The organism is Bradyrhizobium sp., from assembly GCF_036735945.1.
In the GTDB taxonomy this organism is placed as follows: Bacteria; Pseudomonadota; Alphaproteobacteria; order Rhizobiales; family Xanthobacteraceae; genus Bradyrhizobium.
Genome location: NZ_DAINNI010000214.1, coordinates 1 through 4,631 on the forward strand (window position 1 = coordinate 1; position 4,631 = coordinate 4,631).

At 63.2% G+C, this 4,631-nt stretch carries 4 protein-coding genes; 3 read left to right on the plus strand and 1 reads right to left on the minus strand.

Features of this window, described 5'->3' with window-relative positions; all coding sequences use genetic code 11:
- Positions 1-1,678 (minus strand): Clp protease N-terminal domain-containing protein (locus V7E26_RS29255; protein ID WP_324422864.1); only part of this gene is annotated, 1,678 nt, incomplete at its 3' end.
- A gap of 221 nt (positions 1,679-1,899) precedes the next feature.
- On the opposite strand from V7E26_RS29255, the gene V7E26_RS29260 reads away from it, so the two are divergent.
- The 3 genes from V7E26_RS29260 (at position 1,900) to V7E26_RS29270 (ending at position 4,410) form a co-directional block, all read left to right on the plus strand.
- Positions 1,900-2,685, plus strand: coding sequence for an MOSC domain-containing protein (locus V7E26_RS29260; protein WP_324422865.1), 786 nt, complete (start codon positions 1,900-1,902; stop codon positions 2,683-2,685).
- Between the two features lie 59 nt (positions 2,686-2,744).
- Positions 2,745-3,794 carry a YihY/virulence factor BrkB family protein gene (locus tag V7E26_RS29265; RefSeq protein WP_324422866.1) on the plus strand — a complete coding sequence of 350 codons (1,050 nt, stop codon included), beginning with the start codon at positions 2,745-2,747 and terminating at the stop codon, positions 3,792-3,794.
- 280 nt (positions 3,795-4,074) lie between these two features.
- A complete protein-coding gene (locus V7E26_RS29270; RefSeq protein ID WP_324422867.1) occupies positions 4,075-4,410 on the plus strand; it encodes a GrlR family regulatory protein in 336 nt (111 codons plus the stop codon).
- Positions 4,411-4,631: the final 221 nt, after the last annotated feature.

The following is a 4,631-nucleotide window of genomic DNA, read 5'->3' on the forward strand; positions in this document are numbered from 1 at the left end:
GCTTGTCCTTTTCGCCTTCCAGCATCTTGTCGACGGGCACGCCGGTCCAGCGCGAGACCACCTGCGCGATGTGGTTGGCGGTGACCGCCTCCTCCATCATCTCGCCGGCATCCTCCTTGGCTTCAATATCGTCGAGCCGCTTTTCCAGCTCGGGGATCTTGCCATAGGCAAGCTCGCCCGCGCGCTGGAATTCGCCGCGGCGCTGGGCGTCGGCAAGTTCAATGCGCAAGGTGTCGAGTTCGCTCTTCAGCTTCTGGGCATCGGAGAGCTTGTTCTTCTCCGCGCTCCAGCGCGCCGTCAGTGCGGCCGATTTCTCCTCGAGATCGGCCAGTTCCTTTTCCAGCGCCTGCAGGCGGCTCTTGGAACCGATGTCGGTTTCCTTCTTCAGCGCCTCCTGCTCGATCTTCAGACGGATGATTTCCCGGTCCATCAGGTCGAGCTCTTCCGGCTTGGAATCGACCTGCATCTTCAGCCGCGCCGCCGCCTCGTCGACGAGGTCGATCGCCTTGTCGGGCAGGAAACGGTCGGTGATGTAGCGGTTCGACAGCGTGGTGGCGGCAACCAGCGAGGAGTCCGTGATGCGGACGCCGTGATGCTGCTCGTACTTGTCCTTCAGTCCGCGCAGGATCGAAATGGTGTCCTCGACCGTCGGCTCGGAGACGAAGATCGGCTGGAAGCGCCGCGCCAGCGCGGCATCCTTCTCGACATGCTTGCGGTATTCGTCGAGCGTGGTCGCGCCGATGCAGTGCAATTCGCCGCGCGCCAGCGCGGGCTTGAGCAGGTTGGACGCATCCATCGCGCCGTCGGCCTTGCCGGCGCCGACCAGCGTGTGCATCTCGTCAATGAACAGGATGATCGAGCCCTCGGCCGCGGTGACTTCCTGCAACACGGCCTTCAGCCGCTCCTCGAACTCGCCGCGGTATTTCGCGCCGGCGATTAGCGCGCCCATGTCGAGCGACAGGAGCTTCTTGTCCTTCAGGCTCTCGGGCACGTCGCCATTGAGGATGCGCAGCGCCAGGCCCTCGACGATGGCGGTCTTGCCGACGCCGGGTTCGCCGATCAGCACGGGATTGTTCTTGGTGCGGCGGGAGAGCACCTGGATGGTGCGCCGGATTTCCTCGTCGCGCCCGATCACGGGATCGAGCTTGCCGTCGCGCGCCGCCTGCGTGAGGTCGCGGGCATACTTCTTCAGCGCGTCATAGGCATTCTCGGCCGATGCGCTGTCGGCTGTACGGCCCTTGCGCAGCGATTCGATCGCCGCGTTGAGATTTTGCGGCGTGACGCCGCCCTTGTTCAGGATACCGCCGGCCTCGCCGTTCTTCTCCAGCGTCAGGCCCAACAGCAGCCGCTCGACCGTGACAAAGCTGTCGCCGGCCTTTTCAGCGGCCTTTTCCGCCGCGTCGAAGGCGCGCGCCATGTCAGGGGCGAGATAGATCTGCCCGGCGCCGCTTCCCGAGACCTTCGGCAGTTTCTTCAACGCATCCTCGGTGGCCTTGAGGATGGCGCGGGAGTTACCGCCGGCACGGTCGATCAGACCGCCGGCCAGACCCTCGCTGTCGTCAAGCAGGACTTTTAAGACATGCAGCGACGAGAATTGCTGGTGTCCGTCGCGCATGGCGAGCGATTGCGCAGACTGGATGAAGCCGCGCGCCCGCTCGGTGTACTTCTCAATATTCATGTTTGGATTCCCTCGGCCTGCCGCCCTCACCCCTGAGGCATGATTGCGGCATCTTCATTGGGGTATCCGCGGACCGCATTGACTTTCCTCAACCGGCCGCGGGTCGTCGCCCTGTTTTCAGGCTTGACGCAAATGTGGGCACTGGCGGGCAAAACGGAAGAGGTTCCTGCCGCAATTTTGGGAACAATGGCACATGCAAAGGGAATCCTTTAAGAAGCGGCATGCCAGAGATAACCCCTGCCAGGATCGCCGAAATCTACCGCTACCCCGTCAAGGGCCTGACCCCGGAACAACTGGCCCGGGCCGAACTCACGCCGGGACAGACCGTGCTGGCGGACCGTCGCTACGCCATCGAGAACGGCCCGTCCGGCTTCGACCCGGCCGAGCCGAAATGGCTGGCGAAACCGCACTTCCTGATGCTGATGCGGGACGAATGGCTGGCCGGCCTGCGCACCCATTACGACGACGCCAGCCACGTCCTGACGATTCGTCGCGATGGCGAGATCGCGGTCCAGGGCGACCTGACGACGGCCGAAGGCCGGGAGACAATCGAGAAATTCTTCGCCACCGCCTTTGCCGGCCAGATCAAGGGCCGGCCAAAAGTGCTGGAAAGCCCCGGGCACAGCTTTTCGGACGTCGCCCGCAAGGTCGTCTCCATCATCAACCTCGCCAGCGTCCGCGCCATCGAAAACATCGTCGGCGCAGCGGTCCATCCGCTTCGCTTCCGCGCCAATCTCTATGTCGAGGGCTGGCCGGCCTGGCACGAGTTCGACCTGCTCGACCGCACGCTGGCAATCGGCCAGGTCAGGCTCAGGATCGTGAAGCGCATCGTCCGCTGCGCCGCCGTCAATGTCGATCCCGACACCGCCCAGCGCGACCTCGCCATCCCGCAAGCGCTGCAGCGCAGGCTCGGCCATGCCGATTGCGGCATCTATGCCGAGGTAATCACCGGTGGCACCGTCAGTGCCGGCGATGCGATCGCGGCGGAGGCCCCAGAGTTGCTGTAGGGGCGCCGTCCAGGAACAGGAGCGAGTTGGAGGAATTATCTCCTGCAACGAGCGGCGCCATGGCCAATCTGAGATATCTCGATCCGCGACAAGACCCCCGCAACGCTTCCGGCGCAAAGCCCGAGGCTGCTTCGCGGTCCCGGCAAGCCACCGATGAAGGCGACGACGGCCGCGGACGGAGCGCCGTCACTCCGTGGCAGATCCCCTGGCGGGGATGGAAGGACATCCTGCTTCGCACCTGTCACGAGATGAACGAGGACCGCTTGCTCGCGGTCGCGGCCGGTGTCGTGTTCTACGGCCTGCTGGCACTGTTCCCGGCGATCACCGCGCTGGTCTCCTGCTACGCCCTGCTCGCCGACGCCAGCACCGTCAACGGCCATCTCGCCTCGCTGGCAGTGATGTTGCCGGACGGCGCGATGGACATCGTCCGGGAACAAGTCGATCGCGTGCTTTCCAAGGGCGACATCACGCTCGGGACCGCGTTCGCGTTCAGCTTCCTCCTGGCGCTGTGGAGCGCCAACGGCGGCGCCAAGGCGGTGATCGATGCGCTCAACGTGGCGTATGAGGAGAAGGAGGAACGCGGCTTCTTCAAGCTCAACGCCGTCTCGCTCGCCTTCACCCTCGGCGGCCTGGTCGCGGTGCTGGTCGCGATCGGCGCGATCGTCGCCCTGCCGCTGCTCCTCTCTGCAATCGGCCTCAGTGCGGTGACCGACGCGATCATCCGCTACGGAAGGTGGCCGCTGCTTATCGTCCTGACGCTGCTGGCGCTTGCCGTGCTCTATCGCTATGCGCCCAACCGGCGCGCGCCGCAGTGGAAATGGATCACCGTCGGCAGCCTGTTTGCGTGCATGGCCTGGCTCGCCGGCTCCGCCTTGCTTTCCTTCTACCTTGCCAACTATGCACACTATGACGCGACCTACGGCTCGCTCGGCGCGGCGATCGGCCTGATGATGTGGATGTGGATGTCGACGATCGTCATCCTGACGGGTGCGGAATTGAATGCCGAGATCGAGCACCAGACCGCCGAGGACACGACCGAGGGCGGCAACAAGCCGATCGGCGCGCGCGGTGCCGAGATGGCCGACACGATCGGCGCGGCGAAAGCGTAAGATGTCAGGCGGTTCCAGCAGCAGCATCAAGCTTAATACGAAAGCTTAATTTGCGAGTTTCGTTGCCGTCGATCAGAACAGGTCTAGCGTGCCCATAGTCGCGCGACGAGCCAACTGTGAGTTTTCACAGGTCTCAGCGTATTGCGCGATCAGGGGCCGCTTCGCGTATTCCAGAAGCGGCCCCGCCTGTTTTCTGGCGCATAGCCTCCGTCGAATCCCGAGGGTCATGTAGCGACTATTCATCGGTTGTTGAATTCTTTGCCTCGAGCGGACTACGAACATGATCAAGAACGGTCTCTACGCGTTAAGCGCCACTGCGATCAACGGAGGGGACGGCGACGTCAGCGGGGTCCTGGTACTCCGCGATGGCGAACTGCATGGCGGCGACGCATACGTCTATTACACCGGCAACTACGAATGCACCGACGGGCACTGGCAAGGCAGGATGACAAGCCAGGAACACACGCCTACCACGCGCCCCTTTTCGAACCGGGTCCAACACATCGGATTTCTCGGTACCTACAATGACGCCGGCGCGAAAGTCGAGGCGATGGCGCTCGTCGGCGAACGGAGCATTCGATACAATGCCACGCTGCGTTTGCTGGTCGTAATCTGATATTTTTATCGCACCGCATCTCAGGGAAGTTTGCGTCGAGGTGCTTTAGCTTGCGCGCGCTCATCGAGCGTGCATTCACCGGAGAACGTGCCGTCAACGTTCTGCAAGCAGATCACGTACGCTCAAAGTCGCGAGCGCGGTCTTTCGCGATCGTGATTAACCTTGTGTTAACCCGTCTTCGCGGATTGGCGGGTTTTGAAGACACCCGGTCGTTATAAATC